The organism is Polynucleobacter sp. AP-Nickl1-40-C4 (assembly GCF_035012665.1).
GTDB lineage: Bacteria > Pseudomonadota > Gammaproteobacteria > Burkholderiales > Burkholderiaceae > Polynucleobacter.
In genome coordinates this window covers 1-20,941 of the sequence record NZ_JAYGQR010000007.1, presented here as the reverse complement: position 1 = coordinate 20,941, position 20,941 = coordinate 1, and the positions used below count along the sequence as shown (strand labels likewise).

Sequence of the window (20,941 nt, the reverse complement as noted above, 5' to 3'; positions counted from 1 at the left end):
TGACGGAAATGCAAAGACGTTCATTTTTAAAGAAAGCCACTATTGGTGCCGGAGTTGCTGCCTTAGCAGCGCCATCGCTTGCACAAAGTTTGCCAACTCTGAACTGGCGTTTGGTTTCGAGCTTCCCTAAATCATTAGATACTTTATTTGGTACGCCTGAAGTATTTGCTAACGCTTTGCGTAAAGCTACTGACGGAAAATTTAACGTCAAGGTATTTGCAGCTGGTGAAGTCGTTCCAGCTCTTCAGGTATTGGATGCCGTACAAAACGGCACCGTAGAGTGTGGACATACCGCAAGTTATTACTACCTAGGTAAAAATAGTGCTTTCATCTTTGATACTGCTGCACCATTTGGTTTAACTGCTCGCCAACAATCTGCTTGGATGCTGCATGGTAATGGCATGAAGTTAATGCGCGAACTCTATGCCAGCTACAACATTGTGAATTTCTTAGGCGGTCAAACTGGTACACAAATGGGTGGCTGGTTTCGCAAAGAAATTAAATCACCAGAAGACCTAAAGGGTTTGAAATTCCGCATCGCTGGATTTGCAGGGCAGGTACTTGCAAAACTCGGTGTAGTGCCACAGCAGCTTCCAGCTGGTGAGATTTATTCGGCGCTGGAAAAGGGCACGATTGACGCTGCAGAATTTGTTGGACCCTATGATGATGAAAAGCTAGGCCTAGCAAAGGTTGCCAAGAATTACTACTACCCGGCTTTCTGGGAGGGTGCCGCTGGACTTTCTTTCTTGGTCAATAAAAAGCAGTGGGATTCTTTGCCGCCTGCCTATCAAGCAGCATGGGAGGCAGCTTGTTTCGAAGCGCATACCGATATGTGCGCAAAGTACGATGCGCTTAATCCACCTGCATTGCAACGCCTCCTGCAAAACGGTGCCGTACTTCGTAAGTTCAATACTTCTATCCTAGATGCGTGCTTTAAAGCAAGTCAAGAAACCTATGCAGAGGAGTCTGCCAAGAATCCGCAATTCAAAAAGATTTTTGAGGACTACCGTGCATTTAGAAACATGGAAGCGCAGTGGTTTAATGTGGCTGAGCAAGCATTTGCTCAATATAGTTTTAGTAAGAAACTTTGATAGTTAAATCAATCAGCATAAGGGCTCTGTATGAGCCCTTATCTTTTGAGCCGATCCTCCCGAATATCCTATTAAAGACTACACTCAAAGAATGATCTTCTCACCGAAACCCATATGAATCTCTCGGAAATCTGGGTCCGCATTAAGCAACATCCTTTATCTCGGGTAGGTCCGGGATTGGTGACGGGTGTAGCGGATGATGATCCAAGTGGGATCGTCACTTATTCTCAAGCGGGTGCGCAATTTGGTTTAAATATGCTTTGGACAATGCCCTTTGCATATCCTTTGATGTCGACAATTCAAGTCTTATGCGCTCGTATCGGTAGGGTGACTGGCCGTGGTTTATCCGCCAATATGAAGTTAGCTTTTCCGCCAGTTGTATTGGTTTCTCTAGTGTTGCTGCTATTGATTGCAAATGTTCTCAATATCGCTGCAGATATTGCTGCGATGGGTGAGGTAGCACAGTTGGTTACGGGTATTAATTGGCATATCATGACCGGCCTCTTTGTATTGTTGACTTTGGTTTTGCAGATACTGATTCCTTATCGCCACTATGTTTTCTTTTTGAAGTGGTTATCACTTTCTCTACTGGCGTATGGTGCCGTCCTTTTTACGGTGCATATTTCTTGGGGCGATGTCATCTGGAGCACCTTCTTTCCTCAGTTGACTTGGAGTGCAGATTCGGCTGCAGTGGTGGTCGGGATCTTTGGCACCACCATTAGCCCTTATTTATTTTTTTGGCAATCTTCTCAGGAGGTCGAGGATATGAACTTGCGTGGTCAGCCCAGTCTGCTTGAACAGAAAAATCCCGAGGTGATCACTTCAGAACTCAGAAGAATTCATTGGGATACGTGGAGCGGTATGCTGTACTCCAATGTGGCTGCGTACTGCATTATTCTCGCTACGGCAGTGACTCTCTATGCTGCTGGTATACGTGACATCAATACTGCTGCTCAAGCTGCATCAGCACTGAGACCTCTCGCCGGCGAGTTTACCTTTCTGCTTTTTGCGCTGGGGATCTTGGGCGTCGGGCTGATGGGAGTGCCTGTTCTTGCTGGCTCGGCTGCCTATGCTTTGTCAGAGGTATTTGGCTGGCGCTCTAGCTTGGAGGATAGCGCTGCTCAAGCAAGCAAGTTTTACGCCATCATTGCTCTGAGCGTGTTGATTGCTCTGGCGATTCAATACTCACCCATTAGCCCTATGAAGGCCTTATTTTGGAGTGCGGTAATCAATGGAATCGTCGCTGTACCACTCATGGTGGCCATTATGGTTTTGTCATCAAAACAGTCAGTGATGGGGGCTCATGTCGCCTCTTTGAGTATGAGGATTTTCGGATGGCTAGCCACAGGCTTTATGGCTGTAGCCGCTGCCTACCTATTCATAGCTTGGTAAAATCGCTGGATGCTTGATTTACTCTTTACCTCCTTGGTGCAATCTTTCAACGCACACTCACTTGCTTTTTTTGTATGTGCAGTCATCAGCGTCACCATTCTAGGTATATCTAAAAGCGGCTTTGGGGCCGGGCTTGGCACCCTCTCACTACCTTTGATGGCTAGCCAGGCTCCAATTAATGAAGCTTTAGCAATTATGTTGCCACTCTTAATTGTGATTGATTTAGTGGGTTTGCGTCGATACATTCAGAATGCGAACTGGGACATTCTTAAGATTGTTATTCCGCCAGCCATAGCAGGCCTTCTATTGGGAATGATTTTCTTTACTGCCATCACGCCTCAGGTATTGACGCTGTCGATTGGTATTTTTACCCTCCTCTTTTTGATTCAGAATCTTGCTATGTCTCGCATCGAGGTGAAGGAGACAAAGTCCTATCCTTGGCTTGGGCGAGCTATGGGGTTGACGTCTGGCTTCACTTCCTTTGTTGCACATATTGGTGGGCCACCGATTACGGTGTACATGCTCAGAGAAAAGCTCTTGCCAATGGTTTACACCTCGACTTTAGGAGTCTTCTTCACGGTCATGAATTTTGGGAAGCTGGGGCCTTATGCCTATTTAGATCTATTAAATTACAAGCAATTGGCAACCTCAATTATCTTGTTACCTTGTGCACCAGTAGGTGTCTACTTTGGCTTTTACTTAGCTAAAAGAATCTCAATGAAATGGTATTACCGAACAGTGAGATTCTTTTTACTCATTGCCAGCATTAAGTTAATAGCGGATGGACTTATTTAGTCGCCAATACTTCTTGTAAGAAGCGCGAGATATCCATGAGCTCTTCATGATTAACGGAGTGCTCCATGGGGTATTCGTTCCAATCTACTGGATAACCCATTTGTTCTAGTAAGGCATGCGATGCTTCGGCGCGGTCAAGGGCAACCACGGGATCATAAGTGCCATGTGCCATAAAGACCGGTGTCTTAGCATTGGCAGTATGCTTTTCAATATTGGCAGTCATTGCTAAGGGTAGGTAGCCTGATAGGGCAATAATGCCAGCAAGCTTGTGTGGAAAGCGTAAGCCAATATGCAAGGCCATTGCGCACCCTTGAGAAAAGCCAGCCAAAACAATCTTGTCATAGGCAATCCCGCGCTCAGCCTCATTTTCGATTAACTGAACAATCGCTGCTGCTGATTTTTGAATGCCTGCCGCATCTTCTTGATCCATCAGGTTTCTGCCAATGATGTCATACCAGGCTGGCATAACGTAACCGCCATTGACGGTGACGGGCATGCTTGGGGCGCTCGGAAATACAAAGCGAATACCAGGGCATCCAGCTAGTTTTAATTCAGGAATGATGGGTACGAAATCATTGCCGTCGGCCCCAAGACCATGCAACCAGATAACGGCAGCTGTTGGATTCGGGCTGGTTTCCAATTCGATGCAGGGCAGCATATTTATTTTCCATGATGTATGTTCAATCATTCATTATCAACTTTTTCAGTCTTGATTGATTTTTAGCGGGCCTAAAGGTAGGTAGAATCTTTCTGTTCCCCTCATTAATTAGGCCATCCATGAACTCTAAAAAGCTAACTCACTTTATTCTAGGGGCGATGGTCTTGGGTGTCTTGGTTGGCTACCTCGTCAACTTATACGGTGCAGGAACTTCTTTCCCCGATCAGTACGTCCTTTACATTTCAATCTTGACGGATGTCTTTTTGCGTTTGATCAAGATGATCATCGCTCCCTTGGTATTTGCCACCTTGGTTGTTGGTATAGCCAAAATGGGTGATGCCTCGACTATCGGTAGAGTGGGTTTAAAAACCTTCTCTTGGTTTATTTCCATGTCGCTGGTTTCTTTATTGTTGGGCTTGGTCATGGTCAATATTCTGCATCCGGGTATTGGCGTGGAATTAACTCTGCCGGAGATTGCAGCCAATACTGGATTAAATAAAGCGAGCCTTAATTTTCCAGATTTTGTGAGACATATTTTCCCGGTCAGCATCTTTGATGCGATGGCTAAAAATGAGATCTTACAGATCGTAGTTTTTGCTGTTTTCTTTGGTGTTGGCGCAGCAGGCATGGGGGCTAGAGCAGATGAGTTCATTCGTAATCTGGATATGCTCTCCCACATCATGCTCAAGATTACGACTGCAGTAATGAAGATGGCTCCTATCGCAGTCTTCTCGGCAGTTTCATCCGTTATTGCCGAAAACGGTGTCAGCATATTGATGACCTACGGAAAATTCATGCTGAGTTTTTATGCTGCTATTTTCACCTTATGGATCGTCATCATTCTGATTAGTTCCTTGGTATTAAAAAATCGCACCTGGACTTTAGTGAAGATGCTGCGTGAGCCGGCTTTACTTGCGTTTACAACTGCGAGTTCAGAAGCGGCTTATCCAATGACTTTAGAGAGAGTGGAGCGCTTTGGCTGTAAAAACAAAATTGCTTCTTTTGTTTTACCGGTGGGATATTCCTTTAACTTAGATGGATCGATGATGTATTGCACATTTGCTGCCATCTTTATTGCGCAGGTCTACGGTATTGAGATGGAGCTCAGCCAGCAGCTCTTGATGTTGCTGGTGTTAATGATCACCTCAAAGGGAATAGCAGGTGTACCGCGAGCCTCATTGTTAGTCATTGCTGCAACTCTATCCCAATTTAACTTGCCAGAAGCAGGCGTCCTCTTGATCCTTGGGGTAGATCACTTCTTGGATATGGCGCGTTCAGCAACTAATGTATTGGGAAATGGCTTGGCAACAGCCGTGATCTCTAAATGGGAAGGTGAGCTTGAGGGGTAGTTAAATACCTTTAAATGAATCCCACTTGAATAAAGCTCAGGTGTAAGATGGTTTTATTGACCTGATCTAGCTAAGAAAAAAAGGGGGCTCAAATTGAAACCGTTTTATATCGACTACCCCCAAGAGAAGATTGAAGAGGATCAACATGCTTATCGGTGCCTTCATTGCAAAATCCCAACTACCATTATTTTTGGTTTGCTAGAGAATCATGCTGAGCATTGCTACTACCGAATCCATCAAAGTAAATGGACTCAGCTAGCTGTAAAGCTCCGGCCTCAAAAGACGCATTTTGATGAACCCCATGTTGACGAGGTAGATTGATGAAAACATATCCGATTGCTCTGGAATTAACCGTTTGGGAAGATTTGGGTCTTAATCAATACGAAGTGACAATTGATGAGGTCTCCAAGATTTCTATTAAGCGCACAGATGATGTGCTGCGTACTCGAGAGTTAACGGGTAACGAAGTAAGTACATTAATTGCTGCTATCGAGTCCTTACGCGTTCCTGTGAGTGATGAGCCTAAAGGGATTGAGAGTAATAAGGTGTCTACTAATTATGAGCTTATCGTCGAGTCCGCGTATTTCTCCTTGGAGTTCAACTGGGAGGATATTGATATTAGTGGTGTTAATTCAAAAGCATTTGAATCCATAGCTGCAATCACGGCGGTAGTGGTGAGTCTAGATTTAGCCCACTGAAATCTGAGCTCAGGCTTCCATCACAATAAATTCACCTAGTGAGACTCTTTCTCTAAATTGCGAGAAAGAAAAAAAGGCCTTTATTTTTCGTGTATTGATCACCTCAATCTTCCCATCAGGGGTGAGGTTGGCAAGATAATCCCCCTCAGGAAACAGTGCCTCAGGAATGCTTTCGGTCTCGAGTGTTTGGGCCGGTAATACCAGGCTTTTTGTAATTTTTATACGCATAACGTATCTTAGGTTTTAATAATTAGAACGATATTTAGGTTTGCACAAGCTCAAAAACTCATGCACCAAAGAGGGGTTTTTATTGAAATCTCTTCGACAGCCTTTTAAGAAAAGGTTCTTGAGTCGCTAATAAGTCTATTAGACTCTTTAATGCACTTAAATAGGGCAAGGTAAATACTTAACTAGAGCCTTTCAAGCGCGTGCTCTTGCGGGTTTTTTCATAAAAAGAATTGGGCTTGCCTTTTACCCATTGAATAAATTTCTTCATCTCCGGATGTTCTCTTAGGATCTGAGCATGATGGTAATGCTGAGCTAATTCTGATTCGGTAAACAAGGCATGTATTTGCTTATGGCAAATACGGTGAAGGTATTCGGTTGTCTTCCCGCCCTTAGATTTGGGGATGAGGTGGTGGGCATCCTTCTGGGAATCTGGGATGGGTCGATCACAGATAGGGCAAATGATTACCGTCGGCTCTTGTATGGCCGGAATTTCTTGAGAAATCAGTTTTTGACGAATTTTTCCAATCATGGGCTCAAACTAGTTTATTGAATAAGTCTTAAACTTGCAGGGTGCCAAAACTAGCCCCCAAGACCCTCGCAGAACCTGATTTATCTCGCCTTATTGAAATGGCCTGGGAAGATCGCACGCCATTTGATGCCATTGAGAAAACCTTTGGCCTAGGTGAGCCTCAGGTGATAGCCATTATGCGTAAAGAGCTGAAACGGAGCTCCTTTGAACTTTGGCGTAAGCGGGTGACTGGAAGAGTAACAAAACATAGCGCCTTGCGTAGTGAGGATGTGACTCGAGCCTATTGCCCCACTCAATATAAAAATAAATGAAGCAGCAAATCAAGCAGCAAGCCAAGCAGCAAACCACGGAGCCTAAGCGCTTAGTTCTGATTCTAGGGGATCAGCTCAATTTACAGAGCGCTGCATTACGAGGCTTTGATTCTCAAGCAGATGAAATCATCATGATTGAATCGGCCAATGAGGCTCCGTATGTTTGGTCTCATAAGGCCAAAATTGCTTTATTTCTCTCGGCAATGCGTCACTTTGCAGTTGAGCTGAAAAAGCTGGAATACACGCTGACTTACGTTCAAGGCTCTCATCTGCCTATTGTCGAGGTTCTCAAAGAGCATATTCTGCAAAAGAAGATAAAGCATTTAGTTTGTATTGAACCTGGTGAATGGCGTCTCAAGCAGGCGATTGAGGCATTAGCAAAAGAACTCAATATTGAGCTGGTAATGCTTGAGGATGAGCATTTCTATTGCTCGCGACAAGAGTTTGTGGAGTGGACGGCAAACAAGAAAGAACTCCGGCTGGAGTACTTTTACCGCCTAATGCGTAAGAAGCACCAGGTATTAATAGACGCTGAAGGTAACCCCGAGGGTGGTCAGTGGAACTTCGATCAAGATAATCGCAAGCCCTATCCGAAAAAGGGACCTGGCATCATCGATGCCCCTGCGGCGTTTGAAGTAGATGTGATTACCAAGGAAGTATTGGCATTCGTTACAAAGACTTACCCAGATCATCCTGGATCTCTGGAGTCATTTAACTGGCCCGTTACCAGAAGCCAGGCTCTCCAAGCTCTGGAGTATTTTGTCGAATACCGCCTCAGAAATTTTGGTGTGTATCAAGATGCTATGTGGACGGATACCCCCTTTGGATGGCACTCTATTTTGTCGAGCGCATTAAACCTAAAGCTAGTAAATCCTCGTGAGGTGATTGATGCGGTCATCATTGCTTGGAAAAAGTATGCCTTGGATCTATCAACAATCGAGGGTTTCATTCGACAAATATTAGGCTGGCGAGAATTTGTCCGGGGCATGTATTACCTTGACATGCCAAAAATGGCACAAGATAACTACTATCAACATCAGCGCCCATTACCCAAATGGTATTGGACTGGGCAGACCCAGATGGCTTGTATGCAAGATGCTATTGGTCAAACACTGCAATATGGTTATGCGCACCATATTCAGCGTTTAATGGTGACCGGAAACTTTGCACTTCTAGCTGAAATTCTGCCTCAAGAAGTGTGTGACTGGTATCTAGCAATTTACGTAGATGCGATTGAGTGGGTGGAGTTACCTAATACGGCTGGGATGGCCTTATTTGCGAATGGCGGACGGTTTACCAGTAAGCCTTATATCGCCAGTGGCGCATACATCAGACGCATGAGCAATTATTGTGGCTCATGTAAATACAAGCCTGAGATACGCTATGGGGAAGAGGCATGCCCCGTCACAACTTTGTATTGGAACTTTTTGATCAAGCATCGTGCTCAATTTGAAGCGAGCCCACGTACTAAGTTAATGACGGCCAACCTCAAAAGAATTAGTGATGAAGATCAAAAAGAAATTGTGCTGCATGCCCAAAAGATTCTGAATCAGCTCGACGCGCTATAAAAACACTCATGAAGACAACGTTTAAGGGAAACAAAAGCGCTCTCCCAAGTAAGATTTGTGTTGCCTGCAAAAAAGAAATGACCTGGAGAAAATCCTGGGCCAAAAATTGGGAATCGGTCAAATACTGCTCTGATGCTTGTAGGAAGAAAAAACTCCCTTAAGACCTGCCTATTAATGCTTACAAAAGTATTTAATTTGATAGCGTCAACCCACCTTAAAGCTGATCCGTTATGTAAGAAAAGGCTTAATGCCTTTATGAATGGGGGTCTATATGAAAAAAATACTAATATGCCTGCTTACAGGTGTCATGCTTGCAGGGGTGGCCAGCTCAGCCAGTGCTCATGGTGGTAGGGGTTGGTATGGTGGATATGGCGGTTGGCGTGGCGGCTGGGCGCCTTTTGCGGTTGGTGCTGTGGCTGGAGTGGCTGTTGCCAATGCGTACTACAGACCTCCGCGCGTTTATTACACCCCGCAATATGTTTATCCACCGCAACCACAAGCTGCTGCCTATTGCCCTGAAAATGGACTGTACTATCCACAGACACAGGCCTGTCCAAGTGGCTGGCAACGAGTGGCATATTAAATGCTAGGAGTAAAGTGCTTGCATGACACCCACTTTGTATTCTTATCGAAGATGTCCCTATGCCATGCGAGCCCGCATGGCATTGAAGTATGCGGGTATTCAGGTTGAACACCGAGAGATTGAGTTACGCAATAAACCGCAATCGATGTTGCAACTCTCTCCCAAGGGAACGGTCCCTGTTTTACGGATGGATAATCTCGTAATAGATCAAAGCCTGGATATCTTGCACTGGGCATTGCAACAGTCTGACCCGCATGGGTGGAAAGAGGTTGATGAGTCTATTGCCAATTCTTGGATTGAAAAAAATGATGGCCCATTTAAGACTCTATTGGATCAATACAAATACCCTAATCGATTCCCAGAGCTAGATCCAGAAGCAGTTCTCGATGAAGTATTGCAAGTCATGTTGATTCCTATGGAGCAGGTGCTGCAAAACTTCCAATACCTAATGGGGGGTAGATTAACTTGGGTGGATGTGGCCATCTTCCCATTTATTAGGCAGTTTTCAATGGTTGACTCCAAGAGGTTTGAGCAACTCCCTATACCCGCAGTCAAAAAATGGCTCAATCAGCAGCTTGAATCTGATTTATTCGATTCAGTGATGCAAAAACATCCCACCTGGAAAGATTGAGTAACACCCACCTTAAAAAGAGCTGTGTTTTAGGCTAAGAAAATGGACTTTTATTAGATCAATTGCTGATTGATTTAAAGTACCCACTTAGGGCACAAAAGCATATTTCAGGGGATTTGATGGAGCCATTATCAAAGTTAAAAGTCGTGGAGATGGGGCAGCTCATCGCTGGGCCATTTGCTGCTAAGACCTTGGCTGATTTTGGTGCGGATGTTATCAAGATCGAACCACCCAAAGAGGGCGATGCATTGCGCAAGTGGCGCCTTCTTAAAGATGGCACTTCAGTCTGGTGGCAAGTGCAGTCACGCAATAAGAAATCACTTTCCCTGGATTTAAGAAAATCAGAAGCTCAAGATATTGTCAGGACACTGGTAAAAGAGGTGGATGTATTAATCGAAAACTTTCGCCCTGGAACATTGGAGGGCTGGGGTCTTGATCCAGAAAAATTACTTCAACTCAATCCCAAGTTAATTGTTCTTCGTATCAGCGGTTATGGTCAGACTGGTCCATACAGAGATAAACCAGGATTTGGTGTGGTTGCGGAAGCTATGGGCGGTTTGCGACATCTCACTGCTGAACCTGGCAGAGTACCGGTGCGCGTTGGTATCAGCATCGGTGACACTTTAGCGTCTTTGCATGGTGTGATTGGTATCTTGCTAGCTCTGCAAGAACGCCATAACAGTGGCAAGGGTCAGATTATTGATATTGCATTGTATGAGGCAGTCTTTAATTGCATGGAAAGCCTGTTGCCTGAATACAGCGCATTTGGTGAGGTGCGCCAAGCGGCTGGTAGCGCTTTGCCTGGTATTGCCCCAACCAATGCCTACCAGTGCGCTGATGGCGGCTATGTATTGGTTGCTGGCAATGGTGATAGCATCTTCAAGCGCCTGATGACAGTGATTGGGCGCGAAGATTTAGGCAATGACCCCCAGCTGGAAACCAATGATGGTCGCGTCAAACGAGTGGCTGAGCTTGATCAAGCTATCGGTGAGTGGGCTAAAACAGTGAGTACTACCAAAGCTTTGGAAGCACTGGATTCTGTATCTGTACCAGCTGGAAAAATTTATACCGTTGCTGATATCGCAAGCGATCCACACTACAAAGCCCGTGAAAATATTCAAACGATCCAGATGCAAGATGGCACGAAGTTGGATGTACCGGGCGTGATTCCGAAGTTATCGCGTACACCGGGATCCATTAAGACTCTTGCGCCTGATATTGGACAAAATACCGATGAAATACTCAAAAGCATTGGTTTGAGTGATGATCAGGTCGCCTCTTTAAAAGAGCGCGGCATTGCATTTACTAAATAAAGATAAAACCATGACCAGAATTTATTTCAATGACGTCGTAATGCGGGATGGCTTTCAGATTGAGCCCAACTTTGTACCAACGGACGATAAGGTAAAGCTGGTTGATGCGCTCAGTGAGTGTGGCTTTGCCAAAATTGAGGTGACCTCATTTACTTCTCCCAAAGCTATTCCGATGCTACGAGATGCTGAGGAAGTGATGGGGCGCATTAAGCGCGTACCTGGAGTGGAGTACACCGTCTTAGTCCCCAATTTAAGAGGTGCCGAGCGCGCCCTGGAATCTAAGGCCGATGAATTTAATCTCGTGATGTCCACTTCAGAGACTCATAACTTAGCCAACCTACGAATGGGTCGAGAAAAGAGCTTTGCTGGATTGGCTGAAGTAATTAAGTATGTTGATGGCAGAACGCCTATTAATGTTTCCTTCTCCACCAGTTTTGGCTGCCCCATGGAAGGGGAGGTTTCTCAAGTGGTGGTTGAAGGATTTACAAAACGTTTTGCAGACCTCGGTGTAAGAGGTGTAACAATCTGCGACACCACGGGCATGGCAAATCCTGATCAAGTAAAGAGAATGTGCGACTCATTGCAGAAGCAATTCTCAAATCTACAACTGACATTGCACTTCCACAACACCAGAGGCATGGGCTTAGCCAATGTCTTAGCTGCAGTACAGTCTGGTATTGTTCGCTTTGATGGTTCGCTAGGTGGCCTGGGCGGATGCCCATACGCGCCTGGAGCTAGCGGCAATATATCTAGTGAGGATGCGATCCATATGCTTGATGCGATGGGTTATGACACCGGTATGAATATTCCTAAGTTAATACAACTAGCAAGAGAACTACCAAAGATTGTGGGGCACGAGGTTCCCGGGCAAGTGGCAAAGGCCGGCACTACCAACGTATTGCATTCTGAGCCTAGTTATGTAGATGAATTACGCCGCGCTCAATAAATAAGAAATAATATGGTTGGCCTATCATTTGCTTGAATGAGGTGGGTTAAGCTGAATCGCTACCACTTCTCTAGACACTTTCTAGCCTAATATTTAGTCTATTAGGAGGTGTGTCATGAGTACAAGAAGGCGGTTTACTGAAGAGTTCAAGTTAGAAGCAGTCAAACAGGTAGTTGAACGGGGTTTTGGTGTTCGAGATGTGGCTGCTAGGCTGGGCACCTCACCCCATAGCCTGTATGCCTGGGTTAATAAATATGGCATTCCAGCTGAGCAGCGTCTATTTATCGCCGATCTTAGACCTTTATAACCAAGAGATCGTCTCCTATGAGATTGCTGATCGGCCACAGATTAGCTCAGTCATACAAATGCTCCAAAAGGCTTTTAAGCAACTAAAACCAAAAGATAAGCCCATCTTGCACTCAGACCAGGGCTGGCAATACCAGATGGGGCTTTATCAACAGGCCCTTCACCAGCAAGGCATTACTCAAAGCATGTCTAGAAAAGGCAATTGCCTAGATAACGCTGTCATGGAGAACTGGTTTGGGATTATGAAGACCGAGTTCTTCTACCAAAAGAAGTTTGAGGATGTTCAGTCATTTAAGGCAAAGCTAGAGGAATACATCCACTACTACAACCATGATCGAATCAAACAAAAACTAAAGGGATTGAGCCCGGTGCAATACCGAACTCAATCCCTCGTGCTAACCTAACTAAACTTTCCAACTACTGGGGGTCAGTTCATAGGGTGGCTTTTGTATTTCTAGTAGACTGAGTGTAACTATTCGCATCAAATTTTCATTTCTAAACAGTCGCCAAAAGATAAAACTATGAATCGCTTAACCACTCTATTTTTTATGGCTGCAGTAGTCGCCCCATTGCAAGCCTATGCCGATCCTCATTTTTACCAGTGCCAAGTGATGAGCGATGCCTACATTAAGGCGGATGGTTCTCTAGATGTATTGCGAGATAGCCCAAGGGTCGGGGAGAAGTTTACTGTGATAAAGGGTACCGGTGAGGTGATTGGGGACGTAATGGATGCTCTTAATAATCCTAAAGTATTTCCGTCAATTGGTGGGAAAAATTCCTACAAAGTAATTTGGGAGCAGAAGGCTGAAGGTAGTGGCGGAGCCTTTGTTGATTATTTGAATATCGATGAGTTTGTAAAAGGAAAAAAGAAGCCATTTGGTTTCTTTTCAGGAAGCCTGCTTTTGACCGGGCTTTGTGAATAATGAATAGCATTCAATCAGAAGATTTACCTGATTCGCCATTCGACACTCTTAAGGTGTTGTTGGTGGCTGCCTTTGCAGGGGCTTTGGTGGGCATAGTGGGCGGCACATTTAGAGCTGCACTAAATTTCATCACTATTCACTTTCTTTCATTTATTGCCTATTTGCATACCATCGATACAGGATGGTTCATTTCTGGATTTATCGTAGTGGGGTTCATCACTAGCTCCTGTGTAGGAATAGCTCGCATGTTGGTTCAGTTAGAGCCTTCGACAATCGGTAGTGGTATTCAGCATGTAGAGGCAGTCATGCACGGGGCAGCTAAACCTAGTAGGTTTAGGGCCTTACCAATTAAATTTTTTGGCGGCTTGTTATCCATTGGATCTGGAATGGCTTTGGGCAGGGAGGGGCCAACGGTTCAGATGGCTGCCATTATTGGCTCCGAATGTGGAAAATTATTCCGCCATAAAGTGGTTGAGCAATCACTTTTATATACCGCTGTAGCTGGCGCAGGATTGTCAGTGGCTTTTAATGCGCCACTATCGGGAATTGCATTCTCATTTGAGGAGATATCTAAAAAAATCTCCATTAAAAGACTCATGGTGTCTATTGCTGCAGTAGCTTCAGGTGTCATTGTGTTTCGAGCTTACTTTGGAAATTCAATTGAATTTGTAGTTGGTGACCTGTTGCCAGATTCTGGCTTTAGTCTGTATTGCTATGGTGTATTTGCAGTGCTATTGAGTTTCATAGCCACTCTGTATAGTCGAACGATTATTGGCGCCTTAAATATTACCGATTCATTTTCTGGCATTTCTCCGGTGAACAAAGCGCTCATCATTGGTTTTGGGGTGGGGTCACTGGCTTATTTTTATCCAAATCTAGTGGGTGGAGGAGATTTACAAGTTCAATCCATCTTGAGTAAAGGCTATTTCTTGCTGCCCCTCATGCTCTTGATACTTGGCCGTTTCTTTCTGGGGCCTATTAGTTATTCCACAGGAGTGCCAGGCGGAATATTTTCACCAATCCTGTTGATGGGCTCTGGTATTGGCGTGTTATTTGTACTTGCAATGAGCCCACTATTGAGCCATCTTGCACTAGGTCAACTTGATCCCATTGCCTATGCATTAGTGGGCATGGCAGCTTTTTTTACAGTAGTCGTTAGAGCGCCCCTTACCGGAATTTTGCTCGCAATAGAGATGAGCGGCAAAGTTAGCTTAATTATTCCTCTGCTGATTACTAGTGTGATTTGCTCCATCATTCCTGTCTTGCTAAAACAAGAGCCTATTTATGATGCATTAATGGATAGAACCAAATAAAACCTCAGTCGTAATCTCTTTGATGTCTATTGAAGAGTTTTATTGAGTAACTGAGCCAGTCGCTCACCTGCAAGTTTAAGTCTAGCCTCCAGAATTGGGGTGTAGTGATTGATGTACCGCTGATCCACTAGGTGTGTTGGATAAAAGCCATTTTGATGGGCGATATTGCAGGACTCAGTAGCCGCATTGAGTGGTTCTATATTGGAGTAATCCCCGGGTTGGGTCTTATTGGATGAATATGCGATTGAGCGACTGCCTGATACCTGTTGCAATAATTTGGGATTAGCAATTCAATTGTGTTGCAAGGTCCATAAGATCTTCGGCGTGGTAAGTGGTAAATTCTTCACGATGCAAATCTTGCCTTGAGAAGTTAGGGCCAAACTCTAGTGGTCTTTCAATGAAAGCTGTTTGAAGTCCACAGGCATTTGCTGACAGAAGATCATCTTTGTGAGCCGCCACAAGCATCACCTGTTCGGGTAGGACATTGAAAATCTCCGCGACACCTAAATAAGTTTCTGGATCAGGCTTGTAGTGACGAAATACTTCAGCTGAAAGAATTAAGTCCCAAGGAAGTCCTGCATTCTTGGCCATATCTGCAAGCAGGCCAAGATTTCCATTAGATAAGGTAACGATAGTAAATTTACTTTTTAATTTTGTCAGTCCTTCGACTGTATCTAGCCAGGGATTGAGGCGATGCCAAACTAGATTTAATTCATGTATTTGTGATTCGGACAGCGAGGTAATGTTGAATGTCTTCAATATGTCATCAAGAATCATACGATGTAAATCATCAATCTTTGTCCATGGCAGAGTTCCAGAGCGAACCTTAGCCATTGCTGGTTTATAACCATTACGCCATGCTGTAGCGAATTCATTGGGATCAACTGGCAGGCTGAGTCTTTTGGCTTCAGCCGCGATTGATCCATGCCAGTCAACTACTGTTCCAAAGACATCAAAGGCTAGTATTTTTGGGTCCATACTCATTTTTAAAGTTCTTTTTGGGTTGATATTTAGCGGAAAGCAACGCCTGTTATTGGATATTAGCGGAACTCCAAAGAAAAAGTCCCCGAACCTTCATTTGGAGCTTGATATTACTGGTGGGTCAGGCGATTTGAGCTTGCGACCAACGGATTGCCAAAGCACTTTTACCTTTATCTATGGCTGTTATGAAGGTGATTTGTTAGTAAGTAACCCTTTTATGACCAAAGTAGAGTAAAATACATTTAGCGACTTTCAAGCTAATAGTGTTGTTGTACTATTAATTAATACCGCAGTTCTGCGATAGTTCTTCTTAGCATCTCCCCCGCCATTCTTGACTTTCGCCTCATTTGGGGCATAGCCCCTTTTATATTTTTTTAAGGAATAGTCAGATATGGCAAACGGAATTGTGAAATGGTTTAACGACGCTAAAGGCTTCGGCTTTATTACCCCTGAACTCGGTGGCGAAGATTTATTTGCCCATTTTTCAGCAATTAATAGCAGCGGATTTAAGTCTTTAGCTGAAGGTCAAAAAGTGACTTTTGATATTACTACTGGCCCTAAAGGCAAGTTAGCATCCAATATTCAACCTGTTTAAATCAGAAGCAAATGCCAGGCGGAACTTATTTGCCTGGCCTAAAGCCCAGCATGACTGGGCTTTTTATTTTTATAAAGGATGTTAAATGGCAAAAGAAGAGTTGCTTGAAATGGAAGGCCTGGTTGATGAAATTCTGCCAGATTCTCGTTATCGGATTACTTTAGATAATGGCCATAAGCTTATTGCCTATACAGCGGGGAAAATGAAAAAAAATCACATCCGTATATTGGCAGGAGATAAGGTTTCTTTGGAGATCTCCGCTTATGACTTGAGCAAAGGCCGTATTACATTTAGACATCTTGAGAAGAAGCAATCTTTTGCTGGTGCGCCTAAGAGACGATATTGATAGCTTTGAGGTTTAAAACTGCAAGTTAAATTAATATTTGCCAAGAATCGCAGGCCCTGTTTGATGTGGCCCCAGGCAAGCAAGAGATACTTAAACTACCTTCGGGTGGTTTTTTATTTGGTCGTTTGCCATCCTAGGCAACAACAGTCCAACGGATCGCTTATTGCCACCACAAATTACCGACACATTCCAAGCAATCAACAGAAGAGGGGCCACATTTCTGTAATCCCTTTTTATAACTAGTAGGTCGGGCGAGATTAGAACTCGCGACTAATCAATCACTGACGACTAATCAGCTGGTTTCATAGTGAACTCGCCGTTATCGCTGCTGTTAGCGGTTTTATTGAGCTCGTAGTATGTAGGTTCAGCTATGAATCCTACGGGGCCGCTAGGATCTTCTAAAAGCATTTCAGATCTATTTGGCGAAATAACAAATCGATAGGTTTTACCGCTGTCAAATTGATTGGTTTGAGAAAATACGTCGAAAGAGCCGGACATTGTGCCGTCTACCTTAAGAATATGTTTTCCTGAAGGTATGTTTACGGTGCAATTACCTGCATTGGGGATGACACAGACTTTAAGGCCATCCACATAAACTTGGGCACTTTTCACAAGTCCAAAAAAACCGTACTTGTGCGATTAAAGGTAAGGGTGACATCTCCGCCGGGATTCACGGGGGCGGCGCCTTCCTGATACCCCATGCTCTGACATCCTGCCAAGAGGGCGAACAAAGTAATGCTCAGTAATTTTTTGAATGGCACTATTGCATCTCCAAATTAAGCAATATTAGGCATACATTACCCCAAATTAACTTCCGTAATCCAAGCTTCTAGATTCCAAAGAAAAAGCTACCCGAATGAACTGACCCCCAGTAGTTGGACAGTTTAGTTAGGTTAGCACGAGGGATTGAGTTCGGTAATTTACCGGGCTTAATCCCTTTAGTTTTTGTTTGATTCGATCATGGTTGTAGTAGTGGATGTATTCCTCTAGCTTTGCCTTAAATGACTGAACATCCTCAAACTTCTTTTGGTAGAAGAACTCGGTCTTCATAATCCCAAACCAGTTCTCCATGACAGCGTTATCTAGGCAATTGCCTTTTCTAGACATGCTTTGAGTAATGCCTTGCTGGTGAAGGGCCTGTTGATAAAGCCCCATCTGGTATTGCCAACCCTGGTCTGAGTGCAACATAGGCCTGTCTTTTGGTCCCAGTTGTTTAAATGCGCTTTGGAGCATTTGCATGACCGAGCTAATCTGTGGCCGATCAGCAATCTCATAGGAGATGATCTCTTGGTTGTATAGATCTAAGATCGGTGAGAGATACACCTTCTCACCTTTGATATTGAACTCAGTGACATCAGTGACCCACTTCTGATTAGGTTTGCTTGCTCCAAAGTTACGCTCTAGTAAATTGGGTGCCACCTTACCGATAGTGCCTTTATAGGACCGATAGCGCTTAGGGCGAACAGTGGACTTTAGGCCAAGTTGGCCCATCAGCTTTTGCACGGTCTTGTGGTTTAAGTATTGCTGTTGATTGCGTAGCTCTAGTAGCACTCGCCGATAGCCATAGCGACCCCGATGGGCATTAAAGATCTGGGTGATATGCTCTTTAGCATCCTGATAAGGATCGGCTTTACTACTGGCATCCCGCCAGTAGTAATAGACGCTTCTCGCCATCTTGGCAATCTGGAGTAAATCTAGTAAACGGTAATGCAGCCTTAACTCAGTAATTACTTGGGCTTGCTCTCTTTTACTGCTTTGCTCTGAGCTAAGGCTTCTAACTTTTTTAGGTAAGCACTCTCTGCCTCGGCATACTCTAAGCGTCTTCGCAACTCTGCCGGCGTGAGCTCAGAGATCGGCTTTTTGAGTAATGCTTTGATATTAAATTGAGACATCGGCGGTCGTCCTCTCGGTCGATTGGCAAGGGCTGTAATACCGCCTTCATTGTAGAGTTTTTGCCACTGCAAAATCGTAGTCATACTCCCAATGCCGAAGTGGGCGGCAGCTGGCCTTGCTGATATCTGGTGCGCAGCCATGTGCTGCAGAACTTGGACTTTAAACTCTGGGGAGTAGCGTTGGAAGCTGGGGTTAAGACCGCTATGACCATGGGCTTGATAGGCCAAGGTCCATTTGCGGACATCTGAATGGCTAATCTTAAATAGGTGACCTACCCGCCTAAGACCGCCTGACCTTAGAAACTCTTTAACTACCTTTAGCTTGAACTGCTTGCTGTACTTGCTCATAAAACAAAACCCCCTTGGTTGGACATAATGTCCAACTTTTGGGGGTCAGTTCAGAAGGTGGCTTTTGCATAGCTGGTGGGTCGGGCGAGACTCGAACTCGCGACCAAGGATACTTAGACGCTAGGCTGGCGCTTTTTAATGAGCTCAGAAGCTGGGATCTGAACTATTTTTCCATCAACCATGGTTACGATTGCGGTGTTCGTTTGAATTGCTAAGTCAATTGCTGCTTGCCCAGCACGTCGCATGGCGTAGTAGGAGCCCGCAATGTCGGGGTCTGGAAAGTTACGAATATCTTTAACAATGGACTTCATCTTTCCTCCTGTTTATCTGATTATTTTACGTAACTGAAAGCCTCTGTTTTGCTTAAAACTTGATGGTATGAAGGGTTTTTTGCCAATCTTGCCCTTCTATAGCCTCCTATATATACTTGAACAATGCAAAGCATTAAGTCAAAGCCCTCCATTCCTATGCGTGTTTTAGCTCGTAAGGCTGATGCCGAGAAGTATGAAAAGCTCAGTAGGTTGCATCAACACGTCTTGGTTTTGCTCCGCTCCGATCGCCGGAATGATGTATTACATCAAGCTGAAGGCCGTATTCAAAAGTGGGAAGAGCGGGATTTATGTAGTCGCTTCTATATAGACTCTTGGAGAAGACTGATAAATTCAGACCCCTCCGAAATGGAGCGAGAGGTTTGTGGAGATGCTCCGCAAGCACATGCACTAGCCCAAAATTCACCATTTAGTTTTCTGATGAAAGAAGTTCAGTGAATCTGAGCCATATTCATCACGTACTCACCGAAGCCAAAAAGATCACCAACCATACTGACTACGTCATTATTGGTAGTTTGACTGCGCTTGGGCTGAAAGCGGATCCCCCGGATGAAATGGTTCGCTCCATCGATGTGGACATGTACCCAAAGGATGATCCAGGTCGCGCTGGCGAAATAGCTGCGCTAATTGGCCAGGGCAGTCCGTTTGAAGATGAGTATGGATACTATGTAGATGCTGCTAGTCCCGACTTGCCAACATTGCCAGATGGTTGGGAAGACCGTTTTGTGATTCATGACTTTGGCGATGTAAGGGCATTATTTTTAGAATTAAATGATGCCGCGATATCCAAATACGCCCGCGGTGAAATTCGGGACCGCGTTTGGATTCAAGAGGGACTTAAGGCGAAATTACTATCAATGCCTACGATTGATTATCGCCTGCGAGAGACTGCATTCTTAGATGAGATGGAAGAAAAATCTGTCAAGCAAAGAATTTTTGAAGATAAAAAATTACTAAATTTAGATAAAGAAACTTAAAGTTCTTTTTTATAACGAGTTTTAGCCATTTTTATCAATTCATCAATATTTCGATGGCCTTGAATGTAGTCTAAAAGACTCTTAACAAATTCTGTTGAAGGCGTAAATCCCTCAATACGCGCAGATGCTAAAGCGTTATTGACAATAAATTGGCGCCTTAAAGGCTCGCTAGAGTATTTTTTTGACATTAAAGAATTTTATATAGAGTTATGGTTTTCTTTATATCTAAAGAAAAAGCCCCTAGATTTCTCTAGAGGCTTTTGTATAACTGGTGGGTCGGGCGAGATTCGAACTCGCGACCAAGGGCACTTAGACGCTAGGCTGGCGCTTTTTAATGAGCTCAGAAGCTGGGATCCGAACGATCTTCCCATCAACCATGGTTACGATTGCGGTGTTCGTTTAATGGCTAGGTCAATCGCCGCTTGACCGGCACGCTGCATGGCGTAATAAGATCCAACAATATCGGGATCAGGCGAATTGAGGATCTGCTCAACAGTGGTGTAACCAACGCTTTTGTGTGGCGGTTTATTTTTTGCCATAAGCAGCATCATGATCTGGTTCAATTAATAAAACCCTTAGGAAATGATCTTCTCTGAAGCCAATGCCCCGGATTGATTTGCTAACTCGAAATGAGTAGAGTGCATCAATATCTTTTGGTACAGGAATGCTATGAATCTTTTCCCACTTCAATCCCTTGTCGCGGTAAACCTGGTGACCTGCCCTAGGATTTTCAGACCAAAAGCTTTTAGAGATAATGACTCCTTCAACCTAAGGAGCAGGTATGAAGAGAGCACGGTTTTCAGACGAACAAATTGTTCGGATATTACAAGAGGCAGATC

27 protein-coding genes and 2 pseudogenes are annotated in these 20,941 nt (G+C 44.4%); 20 read left to right on the top strand and 9 right to left on the bottom strand.

The features are described from left to right. Nucleotides 1-8: 8 nt before the first annotated feature. The 3 genes from VC182_RS08535 (at nucleotide 9) to VC182_RS08525 (ending at nucleotide 3,278) form a co-directional block, all read left to right on the top strand. Entirely contained in the window at nucleotides 9-1,091 is a 1,083-nt protein-coding gene (locus VC182_RS08535; protein WP_072583642.1) for a TRAP transporter substrate-binding protein, read from the top strand. A 114-nt stretch (nucleotides 1,092-1,205) separates the two neighbouring features. Continuing rightward, nucleotides 1,206-2,483, top strand: a complete 1,278-nt coding sequence (locus VC182_RS08530) for a divalent metal cation transporter (protein ID WP_323485055.1) — start codon at nucleotides 1,206-1,208, stop codon at nucleotides 2,481-2,483. A gap of 9 nt (nucleotides 2,484-2,492) precedes the next feature. Next, nucleotides 2,493-3,278: a sulfite exporter TauE/SafE family protein gene (locus tag VC182_RS08525; protein ID WP_323485054.1), complete on the top strand. Its 786-nt coding sequence runs from the start codon at nucleotides 2,493-2,495 to the stop codon at nucleotides 3,276-3,278. On the opposite strand, the gene VC182_RS08520 is transcribed toward VC182_RS08525, so the two are convergent. Beyond that, nucleotides 3,271-3,966, bottom strand: a complete 696-nt coding sequence (locus VC182_RS08520) for an alpha/beta hydrolase (protein ID WP_323485053.1) — start codon at nucleotides 3,964-3,966, stop codon at nucleotides 3,271-3,273. The two genes, VC182_RS08525 and VC182_RS08520, sit on opposite strands and share 8 nt — an antisense overlap. A gap of 89 nt (nucleotides 3,967-4,055) precedes the next feature. Here VC182_RS08520 and VC182_RS08515 point away from each other — a divergent pair, with 89 nt between their 5' ends. Beyond that, nucleotides 4,056-5,285 carry a dicarboxylate/amino acid:cation symporter gene (locus tag VC182_RS08515; RefSeq protein ID WP_323485052.1) on the top strand — a complete coding sequence of 410 codons (1,230 nt, stop codon included), beginning with the start codon at nucleotides 4,056-4,058 and terminating at the stop codon, nucleotides 5,283-5,285. 320 nt (nucleotides 5,286-5,605) lie between these two features. Next, complete coding sequence (locus VC182_RS08510; protein ID WP_323485051.1) at nucleotides 5,606-5,983, top strand: hypothetical protein; 378 nt, start codon at nucleotides 5,606-5,608, stop codon at nucleotides 5,981-5,983. Between the two features lie 9 nt (nucleotides 5,984-5,992). On the opposite strand, the gene VC182_RS08505 is transcribed toward VC182_RS08510, so the two are convergent. Together VC182_RS08505 and VC182_RS08500 are read right to left on the bottom strand one after the other, a co-directional pair. Then, nucleotides 5,993-6,211, bottom strand: a complete 219-nt coding sequence (locus tag VC182_RS08505) for a hypothetical protein (protein ID WP_323485050.1) — start codon at nucleotides 6,209-6,211, stop codon at nucleotides 5,993-5,995. Between the two features lie 178 nt (nucleotides 6,212-6,389). Then, complete coding sequence (locus VC182_RS08500; protein WP_323485049.1) at nucleotides 6,390-6,740, bottom strand: HNH endonuclease signature motif containing protein; 351 nt, start codon at nucleotides 6,738-6,740, stop codon at nucleotides 6,390-6,392. A gap of 41 nt (nucleotides 6,741-6,781) precedes the next feature. On the opposite strand from VC182_RS08500, the gene VC182_RS08495 reads away from it, so the two are divergent. From VC182_RS08495 to VC182_RS08445, 11 genes and pseudogenes are all read left to right on the top strand, one after another. Then, nucleotides 6,782-7,051 carry a TIGR03643 family protein gene (locus VC182_RS08495; RefSeq protein ID WP_323485048.1) on the top strand — a complete coding sequence of 90 codons (270 nt, stop codon included), beginning with the start codon at nucleotides 6,782-6,784 and terminating at the stop codon, nucleotides 7,049-7,051. Then, nucleotides 7,048-8,619 carry a cryptochrome/photolyase family protein gene (locus tag VC182_RS08490; RefSeq protein WP_323485047.1) on the top strand — a complete coding sequence of 524 codons (1,572 nt, stop codon included), beginning with the start codon at nucleotides 7,048-7,050 and terminating at the stop codon, nucleotides 8,617-8,619. Before VC182_RS08495 ends, VC182_RS08490 begins: the two co-directional genes overlap by 4 nt. An 8-nt stretch (nucleotides 8,620-8,627) precedes the next feature. Then, nucleotides 8,628-8,780 carry a DUF2256 domain-containing protein gene (locus VC182_RS08485; RefSeq protein WP_216122634.1) on the top strand — a complete coding sequence of 51 codons (153 nt, stop codon included), beginning with the start codon at nucleotides 8,628-8,630 and terminating at the stop codon, nucleotides 8,778-8,780. A gap of 110 nt (nucleotides 8,781-8,890) precedes the next feature. Further along, on the top strand, nucleotides 8,891-9,202 hold the full coding sequence (locus VC182_RS08480) for a hypothetical protein (protein ID WP_216122632.1): 312 nt from the start codon (nucleotides 8,891-8,893) through the stop codon (nucleotides 9,200-9,202). 22 nt (nucleotides 9,203-9,224) lie between these two features. Continuing rightward, nucleotides 9,225-9,833, top strand: a complete 609-nt coding sequence (locus VC182_RS08475; RefSeq protein ID WP_072583629.1) for a glutathione S-transferase — start codon at nucleotides 9,225-9,227, stop codon at nucleotides 9,831-9,833. 119 nt (nucleotides 9,834-9,952) lie between these two features. Next, entirely contained in the window at nucleotides 9,953-11,146 is a 1,194-nt protein-coding gene (locus tag VC182_RS08470; RefSeq protein WP_323485046.1) for a CaiB/BaiF CoA-transferase family protein, read from the top strand. 10 nt (nucleotides 11,147-11,156) lie between these two features. Beyond that, the gene (locus VC182_RS08465; protein ID WP_072583740.1) at nucleotides 11,157-12,092 is read left to right on the top strand and encodes a hydroxymethylglutaryl-CoA lyase; all 936 of its coding nucleotides are present in this window, start codon (nucleotides 11,157-11,159) and stop codon (nucleotides 12,090-12,092) included. A 115-nt stretch (nucleotides 12,093-12,207) separates the two neighbouring features. Further along, a pseudogene (locus VC182_RS08460) lies at nucleotides 12,208-12,369 on the top strand (transposase); the annotation flags it as partial. Then, a pseudogene (locus VC182_RS08455) lies at nucleotides 12,368-12,802 on the top strand (IS3 family transposase); the annotation flags it as partial. The pseudogenes VC182_RS08460 and VC182_RS08455, both read left to right, overlap by 2 nt. Nucleotides 12,803-12,919: 117 nt before the next feature. Next, complete coding sequence (locus VC182_RS08450) at nucleotides 12,920-13,321, top strand: hypothetical protein (protein WP_072583622.1); 402 nt, start codon at nucleotides 12,920-12,922, stop codon at nucleotides 13,319-13,321. Further along, complete coding sequence (locus VC182_RS08445; protein WP_323485044.1) at nucleotides 13,321-14,634, top strand: ClC family H(+)/Cl(-) exchange transporter; 1,314 nt, start codon at nucleotides 13,321-13,323, stop codon at nucleotides 14,632-14,634. The genes VC182_RS08450 and VC182_RS08445 overlap by 1 nt, the downstream gene beginning before the upstream one ends. Before the next feature lie 282 nt (nucleotides 14,635-14,916). On the opposite strand, the gene VC182_RS08440 is transcribed toward VC182_RS08445, so the two are convergent. Then, on the bottom strand, nucleotides 14,917-15,618 hold the full coding sequence (locus VC182_RS08440) for a haloacid dehalogenase type II (RefSeq protein WP_416350581.1): 702 nt from the start codon (nucleotides 15,616-15,618) through the stop codon (nucleotides 14,917-14,919). A gap of 388 nt (nucleotides 15,619-16,006) precedes the next feature. On the opposite strand from VC182_RS08440, the gene VC182_RS08435 reads away from it, so the two are divergent. Both VC182_RS08435 and infA read left to right on the top strand, forming a co-directional pair. Then, nucleotides 16,007-16,210 carry a cold-shock protein gene (locus VC182_RS08435; RefSeq protein ID WP_072583619.1) on the top strand — a complete coding sequence of 68 codons (204 nt, stop codon included), beginning with the start codon at nucleotides 16,007-16,009 and terminating at the stop codon, nucleotides 16,208-16,210. An 85-nt stretch (nucleotides 16,211-16,295) separates the two neighbouring features. Continuing rightward, complete coding sequence (gene infA, locus VC182_RS08430) at nucleotides 16,296-16,556, top strand: translation initiation factor IF-1 (RefSeq protein ID WP_072583618.1); 261 nt, start codon at nucleotides 16,296-16,298, stop codon at nucleotides 16,554-16,556. Between the two features lie 288 nt (nucleotides 16,557-16,844). On the opposite strand, the gene VC182_RS08425 is transcribed toward infA, so the two are convergent. From VC182_RS08425 to VC182_RS08415, 3 genes are all read right to left on the bottom strand, one after another. Next, on the bottom strand, nucleotides 16,845-17,168 hold the full coding sequence (locus tag VC182_RS08425; protein WP_323485043.1) for a hypothetical protein: 324 nt from the start codon (nucleotides 17,166-17,168) through the stop codon (nucleotides 16,845-16,847). 276 nt (nucleotides 17,169-17,444) lie between these two features. Further along, nucleotides 17,445-18,796, bottom strand: a protein-coding gene (locus tag VC182_RS08420; protein WP_416350580.1) for an IS3 family transposase whose coding sequence is annotated in 2 segments (ribosomal slippage) — nucleotides 17,445-18,334 and nucleotides 18,334-18,796 — 1,353 coding nt in all. Because the reading frame shifts where the segments join, the coding sequence is not laid out codon by codon here. A 113-nt stretch (nucleotides 18,797-18,909) separates the two neighbouring features. Further along, nucleotides 18,910-19,107, bottom strand: a complete 198-nt coding sequence (locus tag VC182_RS08415; protein ID WP_323485042.1) for a hypothetical protein — start codon at nucleotides 19,105-19,107, stop codon at nucleotides 18,910-18,912. Between the two features lie 123 nt (nucleotides 19,108-19,230). On the opposite strand from VC182_RS08415, the gene VC182_RS08410 reads away from it, so the two are divergent. Continuing rightward, nucleotides 19,231-19,563, top strand: a complete 333-nt coding sequence (locus VC182_RS08410) for a hypothetical protein (RefSeq protein ID WP_072583615.1) — start codon at nucleotides 19,231-19,233, stop codon at nucleotides 19,561-19,563. After that, the gene (locus VC182_RS08405; protein WP_216243423.1) at nucleotides 19,560-20,102 is read left to right on the top strand and encodes a DUF6036 family nucleotidyltransferase; all 543 of its coding nucleotides are present in this window, start codon (nucleotides 19,560-19,562) and stop codon (nucleotides 20,100-20,102) included. Before VC182_RS08410 ends, VC182_RS08405 begins: the two co-directional genes overlap by 4 nt. Here VC182_RS08405 and VC182_RS08400 read toward each other — a convergent pair. Beyond that, the gene (locus tag VC182_RS08400) at nucleotides 20,099-20,290 is read right to left on the bottom strand and encodes an antitoxin VbhA family protein (protein ID WP_072583613.1); all 192 of its coding nucleotides are present in this window, start codon (nucleotides 20,288-20,290) and stop codon (nucleotides 20,099-20,101) included. The two genes, VC182_RS08405 and VC182_RS08400, sit on opposite strands and share 4 nt — an antisense overlap. Before the next feature lie 192 nt (nucleotides 20,291-20,482). Then, entirely contained in the window at nucleotides 20,483-20,653 is a 171-nt protein-coding gene (locus tag VC182_RS08395) for a hypothetical protein (protein WP_323485041.1), read from the bottom strand. Nucleotides 20,654-20,941: the final 288 nt, after the last annotated feature.

Bases quoted from the DNA above. Each gene is read 5' to 3' on its own strand.
- VC182_RS08535 (WP_072583642.1), top strand. From the start codon at position 9: ATGCAAAGACGTTCATTTTTAAAGAAAGCCACTATTGGTGCCGGAGTT.
- VC182_RS08530 (WP_323485055.1), top strand. From the start codon at position 1,206: ATGAATCTCTCGGAAATCTGGGTCCGCATTAAGCAACATCCTTTATCT.
- VC182_RS08525 (WP_323485054.1), top strand. From the start codon at position 2,493: ATGCTTGATTTACTCTTTACCTCCTTGGTGCAATCTTTCAACGCACAC.
- VC182_RS08520 (WP_323485053.1), bottom strand. From the start codon at position 3,966: ATGATTGAACATACATCATGGAAAATAAATATGCTGCCCTGCATCGAA.
- VC182_RS08515 (WP_323485052.1), top strand. From the start codon at position 4,056: ATGAACTCTAAAAAGCTAACTCACTTTATTCTAGGGGCGATGGTCTTG.
- VC182_RS08510 (WP_323485051.1), top strand. From the start codon at position 5,606: ATGAAAACATATCCGATTGCTCTGGAATTAACCGTTTGGGAAGATTTG.
- VC182_RS08505 (WP_323485050.1), bottom strand. From the start codon at position 6,211: ATGCGTATAAAAATTACAAAAAGCCTGGTATTACCGGCCCAAACACTC.
- VC182_RS08500 (WP_323485049.1), bottom strand. From the start codon at position 6,740: ATGATTGGAAAAATTCGTCAAAAACTGATTTCTCAAGAAATTCCGGCC.
- VC182_RS08490 (WP_323485047.1), top strand. From the start codon at position 7,048: ATGAAGCAGCAAATCAAGCAGCAAGCCAAGCAGCAAACCACGGAGCCT.
- VC182_RS08485 (WP_216122634.1), top strand. From the start codon at position 8,628: ATGAAGACAACGTTTAAGGGAAACAAAAGCGCTCTCCCAAGTAAGATT.
- VC182_RS08480 (WP_216122632.1), top strand. From the start codon at position 8,891: ATGAAAAAAATACTAATATGCCTGCTTACAGGTGTCATGCTTGCAGGG.
- VC182_RS08475 (WP_072583629.1), top strand. From the start codon at position 9,225: ATGACACCCACTTTGTATTCTTATCGAAGATGTCCCTATGCCATGCGA.
- VC182_RS08470 (WP_323485046.1), top strand. From the start codon at position 9,953: ATGGAGCCATTATCAAAGTTAAAAGTCGTGGAGATGGGGCAGCTCATC.
- VC182_RS08465 (WP_072583740.1), top strand. From the start codon at position 11,157: ATGACCAGAATTTATTTCAATGACGTCGTAATGCGGGATGGCTTTCAG.
- VC182_RS08450 (WP_072583622.1), top strand. From the start codon at position 12,920: ATGAATCGCTTAACCACTCTATTTTTTATGGCTGCAGTAGTCGCCCCA.
- VC182_RS08445 (WP_323485044.1), top strand. From the start codon at position 13,321: ATGAATAGCATTCAATCAGAAGATTTACCTGATTCGCCATTCGACACT.
- VC182_RS08440 (WP_416350581.1), bottom strand. From the start codon at position 15,618: ATGAGTATGGACCCAAAAATACTAGCCTTTGATGTCTTTGGAACAGTA.
- VC182_RS08435 (WP_072583619.1), top strand. From the start codon at position 16,007: ATGGCAAACGGAATTGTGAAATGGTTTAACGACGCTAAAGGCTTCGGC.
- infA (WP_072583618.1), top strand. From the start codon at position 16,296: ATGGCAAAAGAAGAGTTGCTTGAAATGGAAGGCCTGGTTGATGAAATT.
- VC182_RS08415 (WP_323485042.1), bottom strand. From the start codon at position 19,107: ATGAAGTCCATTGTTAAAGATATTCGTAACTTTCCAGACCCCGACATT.
- VC182_RS08410 (WP_072583615.1), top strand. From the start codon at position 19,231: ATGCAAAGCATTAAGTCAAAGCCCTCCATTCCTATGCGTGTTTTAGCT.
- VC182_RS08400 (WP_072583613.1), bottom strand. From the start codon at position 20,290: ATGTCAAAAAAATACTCTAGCGAGCCTTTAAGGCGCCAATTTATTGTC.
- VC182_RS08395 (WP_323485041.1), bottom strand. From the start codon at position 20,653: ATGATGCTGCTTATGGCAAAAAATAAACCGCCACACAAAAGCGTTGGT.